The organism is Agromyces sp. Y182 (assembly GCF_059445385.1).
Window position 1 is genome coordinate 773,124 of sequence record NZ_JCAIUF010000002.1, and the last position, 23,253, is coordinate 796,376.

Annotated in this window: 20 protein-coding genes; 6 read left to right on the plus strand and 14 right to left on the minus strand. The window is 68.1% G+C overall.

Annotated features, from left to right (window positions below; translation table 11 throughout):
• Nucleotides 1-18 precede the first annotated feature (18 nt).
• Nucleotides 19-2,589, minus strand: coding sequence for an alpha-glucan family phosphorylase (gene glgP, locus AC1C2R_RS18160; protein ID WP_495380828.1), 2,571 nt, complete (start codon nucleotides 2,587-2,589; stop codon nucleotides 19-21).
• Between the two features lie 104 nt (nucleotides 2,590-2,693).
• Here glgP and AC1C2R_RS18165 point away from each other — a divergent pair, with 104 nt between their 5' ends.
• Together AC1C2R_RS18165 and glgB are read left to right on the plus strand one after the other, a co-directional pair.
• Nucleotides 2,694-4,727: an alpha-1,4-glucan--maltose-1-phosphate maltosyltransferase gene (locus AC1C2R_RS18165; protein ID WP_495380829.1), complete on the plus strand. Its 2,034-nt coding sequence runs from the start codon at nucleotides 2,694-2,696 to the stop codon at nucleotides 4,725-4,727.
• Nucleotides 4,720-6,933 (plus strand): 1,4-alpha-glucan branching protein GlgB, encoded by a 2,214-nt coding sequence (gene glgB, locus AC1C2R_RS18170; RefSeq protein WP_495380830.1) that lies wholly within the window; start codon nucleotides 4,720-4,722, stop codon nucleotides 6,931-6,933. Before AC1C2R_RS18165 ends, glgB begins: the two co-directional genes overlap by 8 nt.
• Before the next feature lie 116 nt (nucleotides 6,934-7,049).
• Here glgB and AC1C2R_RS18175 read toward each other — a convergent pair whose 3' ends face one another.
• Together AC1C2R_RS18175 and AC1C2R_RS18180 are read right to left on the minus strand one after the other, a co-directional pair.
• Entirely contained in the window at nucleotides 7,050-8,000 is a 951-nt protein-coding gene (locus tag AC1C2R_RS18175; RefSeq protein ID WP_495380831.1) for a co-chaperone YbbN, read from the minus strand.
• Nucleotides 7,997-9,901 carry a DUF8094 domain-containing protein gene (locus AC1C2R_RS18180; RefSeq protein WP_495380832.1) on the minus strand — a complete coding sequence of 635 codons (1,905 nt, stop codon included), beginning with the start codon at nucleotides 9,899-9,901 and terminating at the stop codon, nucleotides 7,997-7,999. The genes AC1C2R_RS18175 and AC1C2R_RS18180 overlap by 4 nt, the downstream gene beginning before the upstream one ends.
• A 141-nt stretch (nucleotides 9,902-10,042) precedes the next feature.
• Between AC1C2R_RS18180 and AC1C2R_RS18185 the strand changes: the two genes are divergently transcribed.
• Nucleotides 10,043-11,656: a DivIVA domain-containing protein gene (locus tag AC1C2R_RS18185; RefSeq protein ID WP_495380833.1), complete on the plus strand. Its 1,614-nt coding sequence runs from the start codon at nucleotides 10,043-10,045 to the stop codon at nucleotides 11,654-11,656.
• A 30-nt stretch (nucleotides 11,657-11,686) separates the two neighbouring features.
• Nucleotides 11,687-12,751, plus strand: a complete 1,065-nt coding sequence (locus AC1C2R_RS18190) for an AI-2E family transporter (RefSeq protein WP_495353691.1) — start codon at nucleotides 11,687-11,689, stop codon at nucleotides 12,749-12,751.
• 22 nt (nucleotides 12,752-12,773) lie between these two features.
• Here AC1C2R_RS18190 and AC1C2R_RS18195 read toward each other — a convergent pair whose 3' ends face one another.
• The 9 genes from AC1C2R_RS18195 to rpsB form a co-directional block, all read right to left on the minus strand.
• Nucleotides 12,774-13,508: an alpha/beta hydrolase gene (locus tag AC1C2R_RS18195; RefSeq protein WP_495353690.1), complete on the minus strand. Its 735-nt coding sequence runs from the start codon at nucleotides 13,506-13,508 to the stop codon at nucleotides 12,774-12,776.
• Nucleotides 13,505-13,813: an Rv1322 family protein gene (locus tag AC1C2R_RS18200; RefSeq protein WP_495380834.1), complete on the minus strand. Its 309-nt coding sequence runs from the start codon at nucleotides 13,811-13,813 to the stop codon at nucleotides 13,505-13,507. Before AC1C2R_RS18200 ends, AC1C2R_RS18195 begins: the two co-directional genes overlap by 4 nt.
• Nucleotides 13,814-13,864: 51 nt before the next feature.
• Nucleotides 13,865-14,548, minus strand: coding sequence for an aggregation-promoting factor C-terminal-like domain-containing protein (locus AC1C2R_RS18205; protein ID WP_495380835.1), 684 nt, complete (start codon nucleotides 14,546-14,548; stop codon nucleotides 13,865-13,867).
• Between the two features lie 56 nt (nucleotides 14,549-14,604).
• Nucleotides 14,605-15,159, minus strand: a complete 555-nt coding sequence (locus tag AC1C2R_RS18210; protein ID WP_495353687.1) for a DivIVA domain-containing protein — start codon at nucleotides 15,157-15,159, stop codon at nucleotides 14,605-14,607.
• Nucleotides 15,160-15,192: 33 nt separating this feature from the next.
• Nucleotides 15,193-16,179 (minus strand): phosphatidate cytidylyltransferase, encoded by a 987-nt coding sequence (locus AC1C2R_RS18215; RefSeq protein ID WP_495353686.1) that lies wholly within the window; start codon nucleotides 16,177-16,179, stop codon nucleotides 15,193-15,195.
• Between the two features lie 8 nt (nucleotides 16,180-16,187).
• Nucleotides 16,188-16,742, minus strand: a complete 555-nt coding sequence (gene frr, locus AC1C2R_RS18220) for a ribosome recycling factor (RefSeq protein ID WP_495353685.1) — start codon at nucleotides 16,740-16,742, stop codon at nucleotides 16,188-16,190.
• A gap of 33 nt (nucleotides 16,743-16,775) precedes the next feature.
• On the minus strand, nucleotides 16,776-17,507 hold the full coding sequence (pyrH, locus tag AC1C2R_RS18225) for a UMP kinase (RefSeq protein ID WP_495353684.1): 732 nt from the start codon (nucleotides 17,505-17,507) through the stop codon (nucleotides 16,776-16,778).
• 166 nt (nucleotides 17,508-17,673) lie between these two features.
• Nucleotides 17,674-18,504 (minus strand): translation elongation factor Ts, encoded by an 831-nt coding sequence (gene tsf / locus AC1C2R_RS18230; RefSeq protein ID WP_495353683.1) that lies wholly within the window; start codon nucleotides 18,502-18,504, stop codon nucleotides 17,674-17,676.
• 27 nt (nucleotides 18,505-18,531) lie between these two features.
• Nucleotides 18,532-19,599 carry a 30S ribosomal protein S2 gene (gene rpsB / locus AC1C2R_RS18235; protein WP_495380836.1) on the minus strand — a complete coding sequence of 356 codons (1,068 nt, stop codon included), beginning with the start codon at nucleotides 19,597-19,599 and terminating at the stop codon, nucleotides 18,532-18,534.
• 273 nt (nucleotides 19,600-19,872) lie between these two features.
• On the opposite strand from rpsB, the gene AC1C2R_RS18240 reads away from it, so the two are divergent.
• A complete protein-coding gene (locus AC1C2R_RS18240) occupies nucleotides 19,873-20,478 on the plus strand; it encodes a murein hydrolase activator EnvC family protein (protein ID WP_495380837.1) in 606 nt (201 codons plus the stop codon).
• A gap of 9 nt (nucleotides 20,479-20,487) precedes the next feature.
• Here the strand turns inward: AC1C2R_RS18240 and AC1C2R_RS18245 are convergent, their stop codons facing one another.
• Together AC1C2R_RS18245 and AC1C2R_RS18250 are read right to left on the minus strand one after the other, a co-directional pair.
• Nucleotides 20,488-21,450 carry a tyrosine recombinase XerC gene (locus AC1C2R_RS18245; RefSeq protein WP_495353680.1) on the minus strand — a complete coding sequence of 321 codons (963 nt, stop codon included), beginning with the start codon at nucleotides 21,448-21,450 and terminating at the stop codon, nucleotides 20,488-20,490.
• Between the two features lie 67 nt (nucleotides 21,451-21,517).
• Nucleotides 21,518-22,426, minus strand: a complete 909-nt coding sequence (locus tag AC1C2R_RS18250) for a phosphodiesterase (RefSeq protein ID WP_495380838.1) — start codon at nucleotides 22,424-22,426, stop codon at nucleotides 21,518-21,520.
• Nucleotides 22,427-22,520: 94 nt separating this feature from the next.
• Here AC1C2R_RS18250 and AC1C2R_RS18255 point away from each other — a divergent pair, with 94 nt between their 5' ends.
• Nucleotides 22,521-23,237, plus strand: coding sequence for a haloacid dehalogenase type II (locus AC1C2R_RS18255; RefSeq protein WP_495380839.1), 717 nt, complete (start codon nucleotides 22,521-22,523; stop codon nucleotides 23,235-23,237).
• Nucleotides 23,238-23,253: the final 16 nt, after the last annotated feature.

Genomic DNA, 23,253 nt, shown 5'->3' on the forward strand with positions numbered 1-23,253 from the left:
AGCTCGCAACGACCGGGCTCAGCTCGCGACGGCCACGAGGCCGAGTTCCGCCGTCGACAAGAGCAGTGGATGCCGCGGCACCACGCGTACCGTGTACCCGAACGCCCCCGGCCGGTCGAGCACGACGGTGCCCGTGTACAGGTGCTGGCCCGGCGAGACCGTGGCCGCCGAGGCATCCGTCGCCGGATCGAGCGCGGCCCGCTGTACGGCGTCGATCGTGTCGTCGGCACGGCTGCGACCGTAGACGACCTCGACGGTGACGTCGTCGGGCGAGAGCTCGCCGAGTGCGATGTAGGCGCGCAAGTGCAGCTCGTCGCCGACGTGCGGCGCATCGACACCGCCCGACTCGACGTGCGCGACCTGCACGCCGGCCCACGCCGCCCGCACTCTCGCGCTCCACGCCGAGAGCTCTCGTGCACCGCGTGCGCCCTCGGCGGAGACGTGGGCGAAGTGCTCGGCCGCCGGCCGGTACAGACGCTCGACGTACTCGCGCACCATGCGATCGGCGCCGAGCTCGGGAGCGAGGGTCGCGAGGGTGGTGCGCACCCGGCGCACCCACTCGACCGGTACCGCGTCGACGTCGCGCTCGTAGTACCTCGTCGCGACCCGGTGTTCGAGGAGGTCGTAGAGGGCGGCCGCCTCGAGCGCGTCGCGCTCACCCGCGTCGCCCGCGGAATCGGCCGACGCGATCACCCAACCGGAGTCCTCGCTCGCGAATTCGGCCCACCAACCGTCGAGGATCGACAAGTTGAGCGCGCCGTTCATGGCCGCCTTCATACCCGAGGTGCCGCACGCCTCGAGGGGGCGCAAGGGATTGTTCAGCCAGACATCGCACCCCGGGTAGAGGATCTCGGCCATGCCCATGTCGTAATCGGGCAGGAATACGATGCGCTCACGCAACTCGGGCTGCTGCGCGAACTGCACGAGCTGCTGGATGAGCCGTTTGCCTTCATCGTCGGCCGGGTGCGACTTGCCGGCGATCACGAACTGCACGGGCCGCTCGGGGTTCGTGAGGATCGACTTCAGTCGCTCGGGGTCGGCGAGCATGAGCGTGAGTCGCTTGTAGGTCGGCACTCGGCGCGCGAACCCGACCGTGAGCGTGTCAGGGTCGAGCACCTGGAACACCCACTTCGGCGGCTCGGCACCCGAGTGCTGTTCCCGCCACGCCGCCGCGAGACGCCTGCGCGCATCGTCGACGAGCTGTTGACGCATCCTTCGCTTGACCGCCCAGAACTCGCCGTCGGTGAGCGCGGGGCTTCGCCAGTCGGCGTGCTCGGTGTCGCCCGTGCCGAGCGTCGTCTCGGCGAGGTCGAGCAGTGCAGGGTCCGTCCACGTCGGCGCATGCACGCCGTTCGTGATCGACGTGATCGGCACCTCGTCGGAGTCGAAGCCGGGCCACAGCTCGCCGAACATGCGCCGGCTCACCTCGCCGTGCAGTTTCGAGACGCCGTTCGCATGCTGGGCGAGCCGCAGACCCATGACGGCCATGTTGAACGCACTCGTCTCCGGATCGGCACCGGGTTCAATGCCGAGGGCGAGCGCATCGGCGGGGTCGACGCCGGGCAGCAGCGAACTCGAGAGGTACCGTTCGACGAGCGCCCGGTCGAAGCGGTCGATGCCGGCGGGCACGGGCGTGTGCGTCGTGAAGACCGTACCGGCACGCACGAGCTGCAGCGCCTCGGCGAATGTGAGTCCCTCACCGATGTAGGTGGCGATGCGCTCGAGCCCCAGGAACCCAGCATGTCCCTCGTTCATATGGAACACGTCGGGAGCGGGGCGTCCGCTGAGCTCAGTCCACGCCCGCACCGCACGGGCGCCGCCGATGCCGAGCAACAGCTCCTGCAGCAGTCGGTGCTCGCCACCGCCGCCGTAGAGCCGATCGGTGACCGAACGCAGCTCGTCGGCATTGGCCGGGATGTCGGTGTCCAGCAGCAGGAGCGGAATGCGGCCGACGTCGGCCTTCCACACGCGCGCGTACAGCGAACGGTCGTCGGGAAGCGCGAGCGTCACCTGCACCGGTGCGCCGTCTGCGCCGCGCAGCACCGAGAGCGGCAGGCCATCGGGGTCGAGCACCGGGTAACGCTCCTGTTGCCAGCCATCGGGCGAGATCGACTGCGAGAAGTACCCCGCCTTGTAGAAGAGCCCGACGCCGACGAGGGGCACGCCGAGGTCGGATGCCGCCTTCAGATGGTCGCCCGCGAGGATACCGAGACCGCCCGAGTACTGGGGCAACGCCGCGGTGATGCCGAACTCGGGCGAGAGATACGCGATCGTTCGCGGCGCCTCGGCGCCGAGCGACTGGAACCATCGCGGCTCCGCGAGGTACTCGCGAAGGCCCGCCCGCTCGCGTTCGGCCCACTCGACGTAACCGCCGTCGACGGCCAACTCGTCGAGACGCGCCGGGTCGACCTCGCCGAGAAACGCGACCGGATCGCGCTCGGAGGTGCGCCACAGCTCGGGGTCGATGTGCTGGAACAGGCGACGAGTGGGCTCGTGCCACGACCAGCGCAGATTGGCGGCGAGCTCTTCGAGCGAAGAGAGCGAGCCGGGAACGACGGCGCGAACGGTGAACTTGCGAATCGGCTTCACGGCTCAACCCTAGGTCGAGAGCATGTCGAGCGTGTGAACGGCGGCACGCGCGCAGGCGCACGTTTCGACCGGCTCGATCAGCGCAAACGCGCTACGGTCGAACCGTGACGTCCAGCCCTGTGCTCGCCGGCCGGATCCCAGTGACCCGGCTCACCCCAGCCGTGCCCGACGAACGGTGGCGACCGCGCGCCTTCGAGGGCGAAGTCGTGCCGTTCCGTGCGACGGTGTTTCGCGAGGGGCACGACCAGGTGGGCGCGATGCTCGTCATCACGAGCCCGTCGGGCCAGACGCACAGCGAGCGGATGTCTCCGCTGGCGGCCGGCACCGACCGGTGGGAGGCCGAAGTCCTCCTCGACACGATCGGCGAGTGGCGCTGGCGCGTCACGGGATTCGACGACGAGATCTCGACCTGGCGCCACGATGCCGCGCTCAAGGTCGACGCCGGCGTCGACACCGAGCTGATGTTCGAGATCGGAGCGCGCCTCGTCGATCGGGCGGTCGCCGAGAAGACCCGGCCGCTCGCGGCTCGCCGGCGCCTCACGACCCTGGCCGCCGGGTTGCGCGACCGCGAGGCATCCGTCGCCGAACGTCGAGCCCTCATCGACGACCCCGCATTCGACGAGTTCGACGCCCACCCGCTCGCGCGGCTCTCGACCGATTCCCCCGAGCGCACGATCCTCGTCGAGCGTCGCCGCGCCGGCGTCGGCTCCTGGTACGAGTTCTTCCCGAGGTCGGAGGGGGCGAAGCAGCTGAAGGACGGCAGCTGGAAGTCGGGTACGTTCCGCTCTGCTGCCAAGCGCCTCGACGGCGTCGCCGCGATGGGCTTCGACGTCGTCTACCTGCCGCCGATCCATCCGATCGGCGTCACCAACCGCAAGGGACGCAACAACACCCTCGCCGCCGGGCCGCACGACCCCGGCTCGCCGTGGGCGATCGGCGGGCCGCTGGCCGACGGCACCCCGGGCGGCCACGACGCGATCCACCCCGACCTCGGCACGCTCGCCGACTTCCGGGCCTTCGTGCGCCGCGCGGCCGCACTCGGCATCGAGGTCGCGCTCGACCTCGCACTGCAGGTGTCACCCGACCATCCGTGGGTGAGCGCGCATCCCGAGTGGTTCACGCAGCTGCCCGACGGCACGATCCGGTACGCGGAGAACCCGCCGAAGAAGTACCAGGACATCTACCCCGTGAACTTCGACGACGACCCGGCACGGCTCTTCGACGAGGTGCTGCGCGTCGTTCGGCACTGGATGAAACAGGGCGTGCGCATCTTCCGGGTCGACAACCCGCACACGAAGCCGCTCGCCTTCTGGGAGCGGCTGCTCGGCGCAGTGAACGCCGATGACCCAGGCGTGATCTTCCTCGCCGAGGCGTTCACTCGACCCGCGATGATGCAGGCCCTCGCGATGGTCGGCTTCCAGCAGTCGTACTCGTACTTCACCTGGCGCAACACGAAGGCCGAACTCGAGGAGTTCCTCGCCTCGGTGTCGCAGGAGACCGCCGACTTCATGCGCCCGAACCTCTTCGTGAACACCCCCGACATCCTCACCGAGTACCTGCAGTTCGGCGGTCCGGCCGCATTCACGGTGCGCGCGACGATCGCCGCAACCGCCGCGCCGCTCTGGGGCGTCTACGCGGGGTTCGAGCATTTCGAGTCGGTGGCGCGACCCGGCGCCGAAGAGGCCATCGACAACGAGAAGTACGAGTACAAGCCGCGCGACTTCGCTGCCGCCGAGCGGGAGGGCCGCTCGCTGGCGCTCTACCTCGGCATCCTCAACCGCATTCGGGCGGAGCATCCTGCGCTCGGCCAGCTCCGCAACATCAGCTTCCATGCCAGCGACGACGATTCGGTGCTCGTCTACTCGAAGCACCTCGAGGCACGATTCACCGGCAGCGGGGCACGGCACGGCACCGATGACACGATCATCGTCGTCGCGAACGTCGACCCGCACTCGGTGCGGGAGACCACCGTGCACCTCGATCTCGAAGCACTGGGCCTCGAAGCCGGCAGCACATTCGAGGTCGAAGAACTCGTGACCGGCGAACGATGGCGCTGGGGCGCATCCAACTACGTGCGACTCGACGCCTTCACGCGACCCGCGCACATTCTGTACGTGAGAAGGGGCACGGATGCCTGAACCACTCACCGCACCCGTCATCGCCGACGAGGTGCTCGCGGCCGTCGCCGAGGGGCGGCACCCCGATCCGCACTCGGTGCTCGGACAGCATGGATTCGACGAATCGCAGCTCGAGGGGCCGCTCACGGTGATCCGCACCCGACGCCCGCTCGCCGAATCTGTCGAAGCCCTGCTCGACGGCGGCGAGGTGCTCACCCTCGCACACGTCGGCCACGGCATCTGGGTCGGCGCCGGAGCATTCGGACCGATCGACTATCGCATCCACGCCCGGTACGCGGAAGATGCGGAGTGGACGAGCGACGACCCGTACCGCTTCGCGCCCACCATCGGCGAGCTCGACCTGCACCTGATCGACGAGGGGCGGCACGAACAGCTCTGGCATGTGCTCGGCGCGCACCATCGCGACCATTGGGGCGTCGCAGGCAGCGTTCATGGCACCGCCTTCACCGTGTGGGCGCCGCGCGCCCGCGCTGCGCGGGTCGTCGGAGTGTTCAACCGTTGGGACGGGTCGGGACATGCCATGCGCAGCATGGGCGCGACCGGCATCTGGGAACTCTTCATCCCCGACGTCGAGCCCGGCGCGATCTACAAGTTCGAGCTGCTCACCGCCTCGGGCGACTGGGTCATGAAGGCCGACCCGATGGCACGAGAGGCGGAGGTCGCTCCCGCGACCGCTTCCGTGGTGTCGGTGAGCGATCACGACTGGGGCGACGACGACTGGATGTCGCGGCGCGCCCGCACCGACCTCCATTCGCTGCCCATGAGCATCTACGAACTGCACCTCGGCTCCTGGCGCCCCGGCAAGGGATACCGCGACGTCGCCGACGAGCTCATCGAGTACCTCGATTGGCTGGGTTACACGCACGTCGAGTTCATGCCCCTCGCGGAGCATCCGTTCGGCGGTTCGTGGGGCTATCAGGTGACCGGATACTACGCGGTGACCAGCCGATTCGGCTCCCCCGACGATCTCAAGTACCTCATCGACCGACTGCACGGTGCCGGCGTCGGCGTCATCATGGACTGGGTGCCCGGGCACTTCCCGAAAGACGAGTGGGCACTCGCCCGCTTCGACGGCGAGCCGCTCTACGAACACGCCGACCCCCGCCGCGGCGAGCAGCTCGACTGGGGCACCTACGTGTTCGACTACGGCAACCCGCGGGTGCGCAATTTCCTCGTCGCGAACGCCCTCTTCTGGTTCGAGGAGATGCATGTCGACGGGTTGCGCGTCGACGCCGTCGCCTCGATGCTCTACCTCGACTACTCGCGCGAAGAGGGCGGCTGGCTGCCGAACATCCACGGTGGCCGCGAGCACCTCGAGGCGATCGCCTTTCTGCAGGAGGCGACCGCGACCGCGTACAAGCGCAATCCAGGCATCGTCATGATCGCCGAGGAGTCGACGAGTTGGCCCGGAGTCACCGCGCCGACCTCGACCGGTGGGCTCGGCTTCGGCTACAAGTGGAACATGGGCTGGATGCACGATTCGCTGCAGTACATCCAGAACGACCCGATGTACCGCTCGCATCACCACCACGACCTCACCTTCTCGTTCCTCTACGCGTTCAGCGAGCACTTCGTGCTGCCGATCAGCCACGACGAGGTCGTGCACGGCAAGGGCTCGCTCGTTCGCAAGATGCCGGGCGACCACTGGCAGCAGCTCGCGAACGTGCGCGCCTACCTCGCCTTCATGTGGGCGCACCCCGGCAAGCAACTGCTCTTCATGGGGCAGGAGTTCGGCCAGCTCTCCGAGTGGAGCGAGGAGCGTGGCCTCGATTGGTGGATCCTCGACCAGCCGAGCCACCGACAGCTCGCCGAGTTCGTCGGAGCGCTGAACCGCGGCTATCGCGCGACCCCGGCGCTGTGGCAACTCGATGACGACGACGCCGGATTCGAGTGGGTCGAGGGCGGGGCCGCCGCCGAGAATGTCATCGCGTTTCTCCGCTACGACCGCGAGCATCGTCCGCTGCTCTGCGTCGTGAACTTCGCAGGAGTGCCGCACGAGGGTTTCCGGCTGGGACTGCCGACTGCCGGCCGCTGGCGCGAACTCCTGAACTCGGATGCCGCGGAGTTCGGCGGCTCGGGCGTGGGCAACCTCGGCGGGGTCGATGCAACCGCGACGCCGTGGGCGGGGCGACCGGCCTCGGCGTCATTCGCACTGCCACCGCTGGGAGCGGTCTGGTTCACGCTCGACCATACGTTGATCGAGTAGCGAACGCCGGCGGGCGACACATCATTGATCGAGTAGCGAGCGCCGGCGGGCGACACATCGTTGATCGAGTAGTGAGCGCAAGCGAACGTATCGAGATCCGCCCGCCCGCGCCCGCCTCAGTACAAGAGGTTCGTGAACCGTCGCCGCGCGGCGACGACTCTCGGGTCGTCGGTGCCGACGACCTCGAACAGCTCGACGAGCCGCTCGCGCACGAGCTTCTTGCCGTCGGCATCGAGGTTCGGGAACACCGTCAGCAACCGGTCGAACGCATCGTCGATGTGCCCGCCCGACAGATCGAGGTCGGCGACGTCGAGCTGGGCACCGAGATCGTCCGGTGATGCTGCCGCAGCATTTCGGATCTCGTCGAGGGTCTTGCCCTGCAACCGACCGAGCAGGTTCGCCTGAGCGAGCCCCGCCACGGCCAGGCTGTCACGGGGGTCCTGCGCGATCGCCGTGCGATAGGCGGACGCCGCGGCATCGAAGTCGCCGCGCTCGATCGCGTCGTACGCCTCTTGATGCAACGGCGGCAACGGTTCTTCGACCGGCTCAGCGGGTGCAGCGTCACGGGTCTCGCCCTGCTCGATGCTGCCGGTCACGCCGTGTTGACCGGCGAGCTCGAGCAACTGATCGAACACCTGGTCGATGACCTCGTCGGGCTGCTCCCCTGCGAAGAGCGGCACCGGCTGGCCGGCGACCACCGCGACAACCGTCGGGATGGACTGCGCCTGGAACGCCTGCACGAGCTGGGCGCTGCGATCGGCGTCGGCCGCAGCGAGCACCAGGCGTCCGTCCCGCGCACGAACGAGGCGTTCGAGCGTGGCGAGCAGCGCCTTCGACGGCTCACTCCAGGTCGCCCAGAGCGCGACGACTACCGGCACGGTGCGCGAGAGTTCGAGCGTGGCGCCGAACGCCGCGTCATCCGTCTCGAAGACGATCTGATCGGTCGGGCCGGATGCCGCGTGCGCACCTTGCTCGCCCTGACCGGCCGGCGGCTGCCGTTGCACGAGGGCCGACAGGTCGACCGCGCCGCGAAGCGCTGCGCCTGAGGGCGGAATCGGGTTGGTCACGGTATCTCCGATGCTCCGATGAGGCTTTCCGACCAGCCGAGCAGTCGGATCTGGTCGTCGGCGTCGTTGCCGACGCCTGGGACGTAGAAGAGCAGTTGGATGCCGATGACGCGCTGCACACCCTTCGCGCTCTTGTCGGCGAAGCCGGACAATGCGGCGGCAGGCCCCGGCTCGTATCCGATCGTGCCGCCGTCGTTGGGAACGACCTTCTCGGTCTGCTCGATCGAGACGGTCACGAGCGCGCCGGCGTCGTTCGTGGCAAGCGCAATCGTCGGACTGCCTCCGACCGCGTTCGAGTAGGTCGCGTCGGCTGTTGCGGGCAACTGGTCGTTCGTCGCCTGTTGCCCGGTCACCCCGAGTTGCTCCCTGAGCGCATCGCCCTCTGGGTCGAACATCGGCGCGAACTCGGAGGCGTCGCCCTTGAGCAGGATGTCGGCGTATGCCGCTGCGACCTGGCCCGTCGGCATCACGAGACCCTTGAACTCCGGAGAGATGGGCGGAGCACCGATGGACGCCGGTGCGACCTCGGGAACATCGGCATCGGGCGCGAGCGCCATCGCATAGAGGATCTGGTAGTTCTCGCGCGGCGTCTGCTGCACGAGCACGAGTGCCGTCGGTGCGATGGTCGGATCATCGGCGTTCTTCGCGATGGTGAGCACCGTGCGCGGCCAGCCGGTGGCCTGCTGCGGCAGCGTCAATGTGAGCGGCGACGCCGGGATGGGCGAGGGTGCGGGATGCTCGGCCAGAGCGCCACGGATCGCATAATTGGCGGTGCGCGCCGCGAGCGCCGGCCCCGTGAATCGTTGCGCAGCAGCCGCCGCGTCGCCCGAGGCATCGACTTCGTTGGCGAACACCGCAACGCGACGCATGATGCGCTCCATCTGCGGAACCGTCACCGCCGGCTGCGCCTCAGCCTCTGCGTCGCCCGTGCCTTCGTCCGCCGGCGTGGTCGCGAGGTCCGTGGCTGGAGCCGTCGTCTCGACGGCGCCCTGGTCGAAGCTCGGCCAGTAGTCGGACGAACACGCGCTGAGTGCGAGTGCCGGTATCACGAGGAACGGCACGATCGCGACACGCCTGGCGCGGCCGATGGCGCGACGACCGCCGCCGCCACCGATCTGGGTACGGCCCGGTTTCGGGGCGCTCGGAAGCTTGCCTCGCGACCCCTTCGACAGGTTGCGGCGAGGACCTCGCGAACGGCGGTGGTTCACGAACCCCGAGATCAGCAGCGCGATGCCCAGCAAGAAGACGAGTGCGCCGCCGACGATGAGCGGACCCGCCCACGGCGTGGCGTTGTCGAGCGGCCAGTCGATCTTCACGCGGGAGGGAAGGGTGTCGCCGCCGCCGGCCGTGATCAGCACCGAGATGCCATCGGGCACGTCGATCGTCGTGGTGAGCACCATGCTGTCGCTGAATTCGTCGAGCCAGAGGTCGGAGCCGACAGGTGAGGGAACGACGGCTGTCTCATCGACCGTCTCGGGCGGAGTCGTGGTGGCCGGTGGCGTGGCCGTCTCCGAGTCGTCGACGGGGTCGGCCACGACGATCTCGTTGGTCAGCTCGCCGGCGGCTGCGTCATACCCCACGGCCACGTACTGCGTCTCGCCGAGCCAGGCCTCCACATCAGAGCTTCGCCCGTAAGAGAGGTACGCCTTCGGAGAGCCCGACACGGTGATCGTCTGCTTGCCGTCATGAGCTGCCAACGCCTCTGGACCGAGCACGACGAAGTCGGCCTCGCCGCCTGAGAGCTGGGCGGACATCGAGACGCGGTCGGGCTCGAGGAACACCGTGCGCTGTGCGATGCCGAGCCCGATCATCACGGCCGCGGCGATGAACGCCACGATTGCGAAGACGAAGCGCACGAACTGACCTCCACTGTCACCAACGGCGACATCTGACAAAGACATTCCACACTATCGGCGGAGTCTGGGAGACTCCTAACTGCTCGCTGGACGAGCGGTGTTCTACGCGTCAACCCCGCGACCCGTAGAATCGGACGCACATCCCGCATGCGCCCCCACGAACGCGGGAACGAGCCCGGAGGAAGAATGGCCGTCGAAGAGACCGAGTTCACGCAAGTGTTCCGCGGATACGACAAAGACGAGGTCGACAAGGCGATCAATGGACTTCGCCGCGACATCATCGCAGCGAACAACCAGGGCACCGACAGCGTCAAGGAGAACAAGCGTCTCCTCGCCCGTATTGAAGAACTCACCGCTGAACTCGAAGAGGTCGGCAGCCCAACCTTCTCCGGACTCGGCACCAAGCTCGAGAACACGCTCCGCGTCGCCGAAGAACAGTCGACCCGCCTCATCGCCCAGGCCGATATCGACGCAGAGAAGCTCCGTCGTTCTGCAGAAGACGAGGCGCACCTCATGCGCTCCGACGCGCACGAGCTCGCCGAGCGCACCCTCACCGAGGCGCGTGCGCAGGCCAACCGCATCCTCGAGAACGCCAGGGCCGAAGCCGACGACATGGTCTCCCGCTCGCACGAGTCGAGTGAGCAGCTCCGGCAAGACGCCGCCCGTGACGCTGCGGCGATCCGTGGCGCCGTCGCGACCGAGACCGCCGAGATCCGCACGAGTGCGAAACGCGAGTCCGCCGCGATGACTGCCGCGGCCGAGCGCAAGGCATCCGAGATCCTGGTCGCCGCGAACGCCGAGGCCGCTGACGCCCGTGCGACCGCTGCCGGCCTCACCCAGGAGACCGAGCAGACCCGCGCCGAAGTGGCCATCGAGCTCGACCGCGCACGCGCCGACCTGGCCCGTGAGACCGATCAGGCTCGCATCGACCTCGCCGCGGAGACCGAGCAGGCACGCCTCGACCTCGAGCGCGAATCCGCCGAAGCGCGTGCCGCGATCGATGCGGAGATCGCCGAGCGCCGCGCCGACCTCGTGCACGAACTCGAGCAGGCACGGTCCGACCTCGATCGCGAGCTCGAAGGCATCCGCGCCGAACTCCTGCAGCAGCGCGAGCAGGCCAAGACCGACCTCGAGCGTGAGGCCGAGGCCGCCCGCCTGAAGCTGCAGCACGAACTCGAGCGCATCCGTGCCAAGCACGCGGCCGACCTCGACCAGATGCGTGCAGACCTTGCCCTCGAGCAGGAGCAGGCGCGCGCCGACTTCGACGCCGAGTCCGAACAGGGCCGCATCGACCTCGACAACCAGCTCACGGCGATGCGCAAGAAGACCACTCACGAGGTCAACCGCATGCGACGCGAGATCGAGAAGGCGCACCTCGACCTGGAGTCCGAGATCTCCACCAAGCGCGACGAGGCCGAGCAGGAGCTGCTCACCGCCCACCAAGAGGCGGTCTCGCAGACGCAGAAGTTCCTCGAAGATGCCAACGCCGAACTCGCCGAAGCCGTCTCCCGCACCTCCGAGAGCCGCGCCGAAGCCGACCGGCTCGAGACCGCGGTGCGCTCCGAGATCGCGGTCGTCCGCGACAAGGCCGACGACGACGCACGCGACCGCATCGCGGCCGCGCACGAGCAGGCACGCAAGCTCATCGCCGATGCCGAGGAGCGCACCCGTGCCCTCGTCGCCGATGCGGAAGACCGCCTCTCGCAGATCAGGATCGAACGCGACGCGGTCGCCGGCTACTTCGAAAGCCTGCGCGGCGTGCTCACACAGGCCGAACAGATCGCGGCCAAGACCAAATAGTCGGTTCGAAGAGAGGGCGCGGGCCGTTCCATGAAGATCCAGAACGCGTTCCGCATCGGGCTGGTCGGCACCCTCGGCGTCGGTGTCGGCCTCCTCATCCTCACCTCGGTCGTCACGCTCTCGACGATCATCACCTACATCGGCGCGGCCCTCTTCCTGGCCCTCGGCCTCGACCCGGCGATCAGCTGGGTCGAGCGCCGAGGGCTTCCGCGTTGGGCCGCCATCCTGATCGTCATGACCGGGGTCGGGCTCCTCGTCGCCGCTCTCGTGCTCGCGGTCGTACCGATCATCGTCGACCAGGTCAGCCAGCTCGTCGAGGAGATCCCGCGGATCGTCGATCGGATCGACTCCCAGGAGTGGATCGAAAATCTGAAGGACCAGTTCCCCCAGGTTCCGGTCGACGAGATCAACCACCAGGTGACCACCGGCCTCACCGATTTCTTCACCAATCCCGACAAGCTCAGCGAACTCGCCGGCGGCGTGTTGCAGGTCGCCGTGGCGATCGGCGTCGGCGTCTTCGGCGTCGTCATCGTCTTCATCCTCACGCTCTACTTCGCTGCGTCGCTGAACACGATGAAGCGCGCCGCCTACCAGTTGGTTCCCGCATCGAAGCGCGCCCGCTTCGCCGACCTCACCGAGCAGATCACGCAGTCGGTCGGCCGGTACGTACTGGGGCAGGTCTCACTCGCGGCGGTCAACGGCGTCGCGAGCTTCATCTTCCTCTCGATCATCCAGGCACCGTTCCCGGCAGTCCTCGCATTCCTCGCGTTCCTCTTCTCACTGGTGCCGCTCGTCGGCACCCTGAGCGGCTCGGTAGTGATCGTGCTCGTCTGCCTGATCCCCGGCCTCGGCTCCCCGCTCACCGCGCTCGTCGCAGCGATCTACTACATCGTCTACATGCAGGTCGAGGCGTACGTGCTCAGCCCCCGCATCATGAACCGTGCGGTGAAGGTGCCCGGCGCGGTCGTCGTGATCGCGGCACTCGCCGGCGGCTCACTCGGCGGGGTGCTCGGCGCGCTCGTCGCGATCCCGGTCGCGGCAGCCACCCTCTTGATCATCAAGCAAGTCGTCATCCCCCACCAGAACGAGCGGTGAGCTCCCGCAGCCCGGCTCCGTCTCACGCCGCAGGCGGTGGCCAGACGGTGGGTAGCGGCGCGGCCGCCGGGTTGACGACCGCAACGATCTCATCGAGCACACGTCGGGTCTGGGCCTCGCCGACCCACAAGTGCTTGCCGCCCGCGACATCGATGCGCGTGAGCTTCGGCAGTCCCGCGAAACGCTCGGCGGCTTCGGTCGGTCGCAGATAGTCGTCGTGCTCGGGAATCAGGGCGACGAGCGCCGGCGACGCGTCCTTCCACCGGGCGAGCTCATCATCGCTCGTGCGATGCAGCGGCGGCGACAACAGGATCGCCCCGTCGATGCCGTGCTCGAGCCCGTACTTCAGCGCGAGCTCCGTGCCGAACGACCAGCCGACGAGCCATGGGTGCGGCAGTGCCCGCTCCTCGACGAACGCCATCGCCGCTGCGACATCCGCTCGCTCGCCGACACCGTGGCCGAACGAGCCCTCGCTCGTGCCTCGCGGTGAAGCAGTGCCGCGCGTGTTGAAGCGCAGCACTGCGAGATCGGCGAGGGCCGGAAGCCGAGCGGCAGCCTTGCGGATGATGTGCGAGTCCATGAACCCACCGGCGGTGGGCAACGGATGCAGCGTGACGAGTGTGGCGACCGGTGCTCGCTCGATCGGGGTCGCAAGCTCGCCGACGAGCGTCAGCCCGTCGCTCGTGTGCAGCTGGATCTCTTCGCGTCTGGCCGGCAATTCGACGCCCGCGCGGATTTCGATGGGGCCATCGCTCATGGGGTGCCGATCCTCCAACAGTGGATGTGCCAGTGCCGACGGGAGGCGAGATCCGCGGCGTCGCCGAGCACGCCGTCGGCGCGCCACGCCACGAGGTGCGCCACGCCGGGTGCGACATCGAGCCCGCATCCGGGGCAGAGGTAGGCCTTCACGGCCTGCGCCTCTGACACCGGTTGCACGTTCCATTCACGGCCGCCGCGCGATTCGCTGCGCTTCCAGCCCGAGGTGAGGCGCTCGACGTCGAGCTCGGGATGACCCTCACGGGCACGAGCCGCCCGACTCCGGGATCGGTTCGAGCGGGCCATGTCTCAAGTCTAAGCGAGGCCGCAAGGTCGCCTCACACGGCGATGGCCGACTCAGTACCAGCCGGAGTCTTGTGAATGAGCCCACGCCCCGCAGGGCGTGCCATAACGACCGGATACGTAGCCGAGGCCCCACTCGACCTGCGTCGCCGGGTTCGTCTCCCAGTCGGCACCGGCCGTGGCCATCTTCGACCCGGGCAGCGCCTGAGGAATGCCGTACGCGCCGCTCGACGCGTTGTACGCGTTCACCCGCCAGCCCGACTCCTTGCTCCAGAGCGCGACGAGACAGTCGAACTCACTCGACGGCCAGCCGCGGGCGGCGACTGCGCCGGCCGCGTACGCCTGCGCTGAACCCGGATCGGGCGTGATCGCGGGCGGAGCCCAACCGCTTTCGGCGCTCGTCGAAGCAGGCGCGAGCTTCACTTCTTCGGGCTTCTTCTCGACGACGTAGCTCTCTTGGCCGACGTCGATCGAATAATCACCGTCGATCTCGATCGCCTGCACGGCGGCGCCACCGAAGCGGTCGCGGTCACTCGCGAAATTCGAGGAGGCGGTCGCTCCTGAGAACGGATCGACGATGTTCACGAGGAGGAAGCTCACGGATGCCGCGAAGGCGAACACAACGGTGGCGGCCTGCTTGACCCGACCGGTTCGCGCTGGCGCGACTGCGATGCGTGGGCTGTCGGGCGTCGATCGACGGGACTGGTCCGTCTCGTCACTGTCTCTATGCCTACCCACGATGGCACGAGTGTATCGGAGGTCGGCCCGCCGTCGCGAGCGCGACTCGCGCGCGCTCACCGCACCGCCAGCATCACGTCGACGACCGCGTCGAGCAGGAGGTCGACCTGAGCCTCACGATATCCGCCGCGCTGAGTCTTGAACACGACCGTGCGCACGTTGTCGATCGAAATCGGCCAACCGTCACTGAAGTAGCGGGTGAGCTTGTCTGCGAGTCGGTCGACGTCGCGCGTGCTGTATCCGCGAACAAGCGGATTGACGCGATCGAACCGCCGGCCCTCCGGCCGCGCGAGCCGGTTGGAGACGACCTGTGCCGTCGTGCGCGCTTCGCGCAACCACGCCTCGCCACCGTGCAGACGGGCGGCGACCTGTCGCTCCTGCGCCGCGAACGCGTCTTCGAGTCGTTCCAGCGCCTGATCGACGTGGGTCGTGGAGTAGCCGCCCTTCTGCATGCCGAAGGCGGTGAGCCGAATGCGATCGGATGTCAGCGGCTCGTCACCGGGTCTGACGGTGCCGTCGTAGGCGCGCCTGGCGAGCTGGAGGAACTCCTCGACCTGGGAGGTGTTGTACCCGAGCTTGGGCTTTCGTACGCGAGGGAAGGTGGCATCCACCGCTCCATTATTGCGGAGGCACAGCGCGCAGGCTCACCCGAAGATCCGGAAGGCGACGAATGCGACCGCGGCCGACGGAAGGATCGAGTCGAGTCGATCGAGGAATCCGCCGTGCCCTGGCAACCAGGAACTCATGTCCTTGATGCCGATGTCGCGCTTGATCAACGACTCGACCAGGTCGCCGAGAGTCGCGCTCAAGAAGATCGCCGTGCCGAAGATGAGTCCGAACCACCAGGTGTTGCCGAGCATCAGCGTCGAGAGCAGCACACCTGCCAGAAGGCTCACGGCCGCTCCCCCGGCGAACCCTTCCCAGGTCTTCTTCGGACTGATGATCGGCGCCATCTTGTGCTTGCCGAACATGAGCCCGAAGGCGTAGGCGCCCGTGTCGGCCGCAACGGCGACGGCGATGAAGGCGAGTGTCCAGAGTTCGCCCCCCTCGGCCGCCGTCAGCACCACCGCGAAGGTCGCGAGGAAGGTGACGTATCCCTGCACGAAGGCACCCCCGACGAGATCGCGGGTGAGCGCTCGAGCCGACGAGCGCCGCAGCGATGGCACCATCTGTTCGCCGATCCGCCAGAGCGTGACGATCAGGATGCCGCCGAGCACGGCGATCAGTTGTCCGACGGCACCGCCGTAGTACGAGAGCGGCACCGCAGCCACGGCGACCACGACGGTCGGGATGCGGGGAACGTGATAGTCGGCCTTGCGCAACGCCTGCGCGAGTTCGTAACTCGCGAATGCGGCGATGAAGACGGCGAAGAGCAGGAACAACTCTTTGATCCACAGGAGGCTGAGCAGTAGTACGGCGCCGAATGCGAGTCCGATGAGAATCGCGAGGATCAGGTTGCGACCCGTGCGGGCTTTGATCTTCTCCTGAGTCTGATCGAACTGTGCTCTGCCCACCTCGAACTGACGCTCGAGATCGGCTTTGCGTGCGTGCACCTGCGCGCGGAACTCGTCGCGCGAGGTTCGTTCAGGCCCCCCGTCACCCGACTGATCCTCTTCTGGGCCGCCCGACATCTCTTGCCTCAGACCTCGAGGAGTTCGGCTTCCTTGCGCTTCAAGGCCTCGTCGATGGCATCCACGTTGGACTTCGTGATCTGCTCGAGTTCCTTCTCTGCGCGCGAAACCTCGTCGTCACCCACCTCGCCCTTGAGGGCGTCGAGGTCGTCTTTCGCCTTGCGACGGATGTTGCGCGCCGACACGCGCGCGTCTTCCGCCTTGGCACGAACGATCTTCACGAACTCGCGGCGGCGCTCTTCGGTGAGCTCGGGCAGCGTCACCCGGATGATGTTGCCGTCGTTCGACGGGTTCGCACCGAGGTTCGGAGTGTCGCGTATGGCCTGCTCGATGTCTTTCAGCGCGCCCTTGTCGTAGGGTGTCACGACGAGCGTGCGGGCCTCGGGGTTCGCAAGCGAGGCGAGCTGCGCGAGCGGCGTGGGCGTGCCGTAGTAGCTCACCAGGATCTTCTGGAAGAGCTGTGGGTTGGCCCGGCCCGTGCGAACGGTCGCGAAGTCGTCTTTGGCGACCTCTACGGCCTTCTGCATGCGTGCGGTGGCATCGGAAAGTACGTCCGCGATCACGGGGGCTCCTTCTGGTTCGCTACTGCGGACAGTCTATCGACTGGTGGCGGGCACGCCGTTGCTGACGATGGTGCCGAGGTCGGCGCCGAGGATCGCCGCCGTCACGTTGCCGTGCGGCGTCATGCCGAACACCTGCATCGGCATGCCGTTGTCCATGCACAGGCTGAACGCCGTCGAGTCGACGACCTTGAGCCCCCGCTGCAACGCCTCCTGGTAGCTGATGCGGTCGATCTTGTGCGCATCGGGATTCGTACGCGGATCGTCCGAGTAGACGCCGTCGACACCGTTCTTCGCGACGAGCACGACCTCGGCACCGATCTCGAGCGCCCGCTGCGCGGCGACGGTGTCGGTCGAGAAGTACGGCAAGCCGGCGCCGGCGCCGAAGATGACGACCCGGCCCTTCTCGAGGTGACGCTCCGCACGGCGAGGGATGTACGGCTCCGCGACCTGCGTCATGGAGATCGCCGACTGCACGCGGGTCTCGGCGCCGGCCTGCTCGAGGAAGTCCTGCAGGGCGAGCGCGTTCATCACGGTGCCGAGCATGCCCATGTAATCGGCCCGGCCGCGGTCCATACCGCGCTGGGAGAGCTCAGCACCCCGGAAGAAGTTGCCGCCGCCGACGACGATGGCGATCTCGACCGTTCGTGCCGCATCGGCGATCTCGCGCGCGAGTGCACTGATCACGTCGGGATTCACGCCGAGCGACCCCGCCCCGAACGCCTCACCCGAGAGTTTCAACAGGACCCTGCGCTTGTGTTCCGTCATCCCGACCGATCCTTCCCCTGTGGGTGTAAAACTACTGGTTCGCCGACCCCAGCGCAGCGTCGATTGTCGTGCGTGTTCGACGAGTGTGGCGGGTCGGGCATCCGAATTCCCTCCGGACACAGCAAAGGAGTCCGGATCGCGAACGATCCGGACTCCCGTGGTGCACCTAGGCGCCGACCTTGTAGCGAGCGAAGTCGCTCACCGTGAGGCCTGCGTCGGAAAGGACCTTCGCGACGGACAGCTTGTTGTCTTTCGCGTAGTCCTGCTCGAGCAGTGCGACCTGCTTGAAGAAGGCACCGAGTCGGCCTTCGATGATCTTCGGAAGGGCGGCCTCAGGCTTGCCCTCCTCGCGCGAGATCTGCTCGACGATGCCGCGCTCCTTCTCGACCGCGTCGGCCGGAACGTCCTCGCGGGCGAGGTACTCCGGGTTCGCGAACGAGATGTGCTGGGCCACCGAGCGAGCGGTCTCCGCGTCGTCACCGGAGTACCCGAGTACGACGCCCACCTGCGGCGGGAGGTCCTTCGACGTCTTGTGCAGGTAGATCGAGAAGTGCTCGCCCTTGACGAGACGGATGCGACGAAGCTCGACCTTCTCGCCGAGGATCGCAGCTTCTTCGTCGATCACGGTCGCGACGGTCTTGCCGTCGGCCGGCGCGGCCAGGGCGGCCTCGACGGTCTCGGCACGAGCCGCGGCGACGGCCGCGAGAACCCGGTCGGCGAGGCCGACGAACTTGTCGCCCTTGGCGACGAAGTCGGTCTCGCAGGCGAGCTCGATGATCGTGGCGGTGCCGTCGCCGTTGTCGACGGCGGCGACGAGGCCCTCAGCTGTGGAGCGGTCGGCACGCTTCGCGTTACCCTTCGCACCCTTCAAGCGGAGGATCTCGACGGCCTTCTCGAGGTCACCGTCGGCCTCCACGAGTGCGTTCTTCGTGTCGACCATGCCGGTGCCGAGGCGCTCGCGCAGGTTCTTGACGTCTTCGAGAGTGAAGTTGGCCATATCTGTAAGTCTCCTGGACTCGTGGTCTTACTTGGACTCGGCGGCGGGCTCGGCCTCGACGACTGCTTCAGCCTCGACGACCGGCTCAGCCTCGACGGCTGCTTCAGCCTCGACGACCGGCTCAGCCTCGACGACCGGCTCAGCCTCGACGACTGCTTCAGCGTCGACTGCTGCTTCAGCGTCGACTGCTGCTTCAGCGTCGTCGGCCGACTCGGTCGCGGCTTCCGCGGTGGCATCCGCTGAAACGACCTCGACGATCTCGGCAACCTCTTCGGCCTCGGCCGCTGCGCCGTCGACCTTGTCGGTCTCGGGCGAGGACTGCTCGGGCGTACCCGCCTGGAGAAGCTCCTTCTCCCACTCGGCGAGCGGCTCGACGGCGGAGACGTTCCCCTCGGCCTCGGGCTTCTGGTGGCGCTCGATGAGGCCCTCGGCTGCGGCGTCGGCGACGATGCGGGTGAGCAGGCTCACCGAACGGATCGCGTCGTCGTTGCCCGGAATCGGGTACTGGACCTCGTCGGGGTCGCAGTTGGTGTCGAGGATGCCGATGACGGGGATGCCGAGCTTCTTGGCCTCGTCGATCGCGAGGTGCTCTTTCTTGGTGTCGACCACCCAGAGCGCCGAAGGCGTCTTCGTCAGGTTGCGGATGCCGCCGAGCGACTTGTGCAACTTGTCGAGCTCGCGCTTCTTGATGAGCAGCTCTTTCTTGGTGAAGCCGCTCGTGGTGCCCTCGAAGTCGAGCTCCTCGAGCTCCTTCATGCGCGCGAGGCGCTTGGAGACCGTCTGGAAGTTGGTGAGGAGGCCACCGAGCCAGCGCTGGTTCACGTAGGGCTGGCCGACGCGAGTCGCCTGCTCGGCGATCGCGTTCTGCGCCTGCTTCTTGGTGCCGACGAAGAGGATGGTGCCACCGTGGGCGACCGTCTCGCGCACGAAGTCGTACGTCTTGTCGATGTAGGCGAGCGACTGCTGCAGGTCGATGATGTAGCTGCCCGAACGCTCCGTGAGGATGAAGCGCTTCATCTTCGGGTTCCAACGGCGGGTCTGGTGCCCGAAGTGCACGCCGCTGTCGAGCAGCTGGCGGATGGTGACGACGGCCATGAGCCGTACTCCTTTGTTCTCAGTTGTCGCTCCAGCCGGCGGCTGGAGCCCTGGCGCCCGGCACGGCTCCGCCTGCTCCGGCTGCGGAACAGCGTGGAGCGGGACTGAGTGGAGTCGTCGGCCGAAATGGCGCGCGTAGTCACCCCGGAAGACCGGAGTGCTCCCGATACTCTATCATCGGCACTCCCCCTCCCCAACCGCGTCCGGATCGCCGGCGTACACATCTGAGCGATCGAGACGAACGGATGCCGCGTGGCGCCCGAGCATCGAAGCATGAACGCAGCTCTCCCCCCGCCGGCATCCTCGCCGATCGCATGCCCACGGGGGCGCCGCTGGCCCGCTGCAGCGGCATCCGCACTGGCCTCGTCGATGCTGCTCGCCCTGGCTACGACCGCACCCTTGGCCTCCGCGCTGGGGATCGGCGACGGCGGTCCGGCATCGCGCGAGTACCGAGCCGTCGCCGAGTATGCCGAGCAGTGGCGCTGGCCCGTCGCCGCGCCCATCCGCGTCGTCTCGCCATTCCGCGCCCCTCCTTCGCCATACGAGGCCGGTCACCGCGGCATCGATGTGGCGACCGAGGTCGGCGCATCCGTGGTCGCACCGGCCGCCGGCGTGGTCAGCTACGCCGGCATGGTCGCCGGGCGGCCCGTCGTCGCGATCGACCATGGTGGCGGCGTCGTGAGCGCGATCGAACCCGTTGCCGCGCTCGTCGAGACCGGAGCTTCCGTCGCCGCAGGCGACCCCATCGGCACCGTGTCGACGGGCGGGCACTGTGCGTCGGGCTGCGTGCACTTCGGCGTGCGAGTCGACGGCGAGTACGTCTCACCGTTCCTCTTCCTCGGCGGCCTGCCGCGCGCCGTGCTGCTGCCGTCGAACTGATCGCTGAGCTCACGCGCGAGGGTGCGCGGTGCGGTAGCTCTGCTTCAGCCGTTCCGTCGACACGTGCGTGTAGATCTGAGTGGTGCCGAGACTTGCGTGCCCGAGAAACTCCTGCACTGCACGCAGGTCCGCGCCCCCGTCGAGCAGGTGCGTGGCGGCGCTGTGGCGGAAGGCGTGCGGGCCGCTCGGCCCGGTGCCGGGTATCTCCGCGAGCAGCGCTGCGACGAGTCGATAGACGCTGCGCACGCCCATGCGACCGCCGCGGGCGCCCAGGAACACGGCGCGCGTGCGTCCGGACGTCACGCCGACCGCTCGACCGGGTGCGTCCGTGGCTGTCGCAGCGGTCTCGACGGCCGCCACCATCGCGGGCCGCGCCTCATCGAGGTATCGGTCGATCGCGCGTGCTGCCGGCGCTCCGTAGGGCACCATTCGCTCCTTCGCGCCTTTGCCGAGCACCCGCACGAGACGGCGGCGGCGGTCGATGTCCTCCAGGTCGAGCCCGACGAGCTCGGAGACCCGCAGGGCCGAGGCGTACAGCAACTCGATGATCGCGGCATCCCGGATCTCGGCGGGTTCACCGGTGGCGGCTCGAGCGTCGAGCCCGGCGAGCGTCTCGGCGACCGCCTGCTCGGTGACGACGCGGGGCAGGGTGCGCTGGGCGCGTGGCGCCTTGAGTCTCGCCCCGGGGTCGGTCGCGAGGGTGCCGCGACGCGTGAGCCAGGCGGTGAACCCGCGAACGGATGCCGCGCGGCGGGCGATGCTCGTTCGGGCGAGGCCTCGTTCGGTTGCCGCCCAGAGCCAGTCGCGCAGCAGCGGCAGGTCGAGTGCTGCGGCTTCTGCCGGACCCCGCTCTTCGGCGAATGAGATGAGTTCGAGGAGGTCGCTCCGGTACGCGGCGACTGTGTGCTGTGAGTATCCGCGCTCGACGGCGACGTGCGACAGATAGTCGTCGAGGAGGAGGTCGAGGCTCACGACTCCAGCTTGCTCCCCCGGTGCCCGTCGCGCGGTCCGACGCGCCCGCGGCGCGCCGTGGCCGCACTCACTCCGCGGGGCGCTTGCGGGAGAACCGCTCGAGGCGCTCATCGGGCGTCAGCGCCTCGATCTCGGCGAGGAACGTCTCGCTGAAGCTCGTGACCGGCGGGAACGGACCCACCGGCACCACCGAGGTCACCAGGCCGTCGTCGGCGAGATGCACGAGCGTGAACGAGCGGCCCCCGTCGATGCCGACGAGCTCGCGCGGCGGGGCCGAGAGATCCATCGTGTACGAGGTCGCACCTGCGACGGAGACGGGGATGCCTGCGAAGCTGCCGTTGGTCGCGTAGTGCAGGTGACCGCCGAGGATGAGTCGTACGTCGCGGTCGCGGACGACCTCGGCGAGCCGTTCCTGCCCACGCAGCTCGAGCAGGTCCATCAGCGCGAGCGGCGTGGCGATGGGCGCGTGGTGCATCGCGATGACGGTGCCGTTCGCCGAGGGTTCGGCGAGCGCGGCATCGAGCCAGTCGAGCGACGCATCATCGAGTTCGCCGTGGTGGAAGCCCGGCACGGTCGAGTCGAGGGCGATGATGCGCAACCCGTCGACCTCGATGATGCGATGCACGGGAGAATCATCGGCGCGCTCGCCGAGCAGGCCGGCGCGGAACGCGGCTCGTTCGTCGTGGTTTCCCATGACCCAGACGAGGCGGGCGCCGGTGCGCTCGGCGAGCGGCTCGAGGGAGCCGCGAGCGAGCCGGTAGGCGTCGGGCTCCCCGAGATCGGCCACGTCGCCGGTGACGACGATCGCGTCGATCGAGGAGCCGAGTCGGTCGAGTTGCGCGATCACCTGGGAGAGCGCGGCGACCGTGTCGGCGACGCCGCCGAGCGGTGCGCCCTCGCGCAGCAGGTGCGTGTCGCTGATGTGGGCGATGACGTGCCGGGCGGCCGGATACCGGCCGAGTTGCGGTTGATGCATAGACCCCTCTTTCCGCCGCCAGCCTAGAGGCTGCCGCCGACGCGCTGGCCTGCCACTGCTGCGCGCTCTACCTGCGACCCGTACTGTTGAACGGATGAGCACCAACGCTTCAGCAGTTCGAGAAACCGTGGTCTTCGACGTTCTCGGCACCTTGGTCGATCAACGAGGGAGTCTGTTGGGGCAGTTGAACTCGGTGATCGTGGCGGACGAAGACGCTGCGAACCTCGCTCTCTCCGCTTGGCTCGCACACGTCGAGGCGCAGCAGGAGGAGATCGTCTCGGGGCGACGCGCGTTCGCTCCGAGCGATGCTCTCGACCGGGAGGCGCTCGATGAACTCGCCAGCCAGTGGCGATTCAGGCCCGGGCGAAGTGTCGCCGACCTCTACGCCGCCGGCGAGCAGCTGACCCCATGGCACGACACGATCGACGGAGTGAACCGATTGGCCCGAGACGCGACCGTCATGGGTCTCTCCAATGCGAGTCGGAGCACGCTGACCGGGCTCAGCTCGCGCTCGGGACTGCGGTGGCATCAGGTGATCTCGGGCGAAGACGTGCAGAGCTACAAGCCGGCAGCGCGAATCTACGAGGCGGCCATCGCAAACGCCCCTTCTTCTTCTGGGACCCCGATCATGGTTGCAGCGCACGCCTGGGACCTCCGCGCTGCAGCAGAGGCGGGCATGAGGACGGCGTACCTTCCCCGACCGAATGGCGAAGCGCCGACAGCAGAGGACGATTTCACCTTCTTCGCCGAGAGCATTCACGACCTTCACCTGCAGCTTCAGGCCGCAGCGCCTTCGGCCGGGTACAGCTAGCCGTAGACCTGGCCGG